Annotated in this window: 2 protein-coding genes; both read right to left on the bottom strand. The window is 44.8% G+C overall.

Annotation, left to right across the window (positions count from 1 at the left end):
- Positions 1-92: HisA/HisF-related TIM barrel protein (locus A3738_RS29135; RefSeq protein ID WP_255376147.1), on the bottom strand; the 92-nt coding region annotated here is incomplete at its 3' end.
- A 24-nt stretch (positions 93-116) separates the two neighbouring features.
- Positions 117-755, bottom strand: a complete 639-nt coding sequence (gene hisH, locus A3738_RS05455; RefSeq protein ID WP_068475516.1) for an imidazole glycerol phosphate synthase subunit HisH — start codon at positions 753-755, stop codon at positions 117-119.
- Positions 756-895 lie beyond the last annotated feature (140 nt).

Here is an 895-nt window from a genome sequence, read left to right on the forward strand (position 1 = left end):
TCATCGGAAAATACCGTAGAGTCGTCCATACGACCTTGGCGTAATCGAACACACTTGCCGTCTTTAAGATCAATTGCAGGGATAATTAACATATTTATTTCCAAACCAATGCCAGCTTAAAGCTGACCATTCCATTCACTAAAATTCTTAAGTAGTTGCAAGCCAGCATGCTGACTTTTCTCAGGGTGAAACTGCGTCGCAAAGACATTATTTCGCATAATAGCAGCGCTCAAATCGACACCGTAACGCGTCGTACCCGCAACGAGATTTTGATCAATACTAGTTGGCACGTAGTAGCTGTGCACAAAATAAAATCGAGACTGATTGTCAATGCCATGCCACAGCGGATGATCACGCTGTTCCACTTGATTCCACCCCATATGAGGCACTTTCAAACGCTGACCATTTTCACGTAAGTCATCGCCAAAAAACTTTACTTGTCCATCGAACAAGCCCAAGCAATCAACGCCACTATTCTCTTCACTGCTTTGCATCAAGGCCTGCATGCCGACACAAATACCTAGAAAAGGTCGATCTTTGGAAACTTTGGAAACAATTTCATCGACACCCAAACGCTTGATCTCAGCCATACAATCACGCATCGCGCCGACACCCGGCAATACAACGCGATCAGCTGATTCAATCACAGGCGGGTCAGAAGTAACTTGAATTGAAGAACCACAGACATGTTCAAACGCACTCGCAACGGAGTGAAGGTTACCCATGCCATAATCAATAATTGCAATAGAACTCATGCTTTGACTTACCTAAGAAGCGTCTTTGCAATCATGCAAAGACGCTTAGAAAGAACGTACTTGTACGGCTTAAAGCGTACCCTTTGTAGACGGCATCATACCTGCCATTCGATCATCGAATTCGAGCGCCATGCGCAGTG

Source organism: Oleiphilus sp. HI0066, assembly GCF_001635725.1.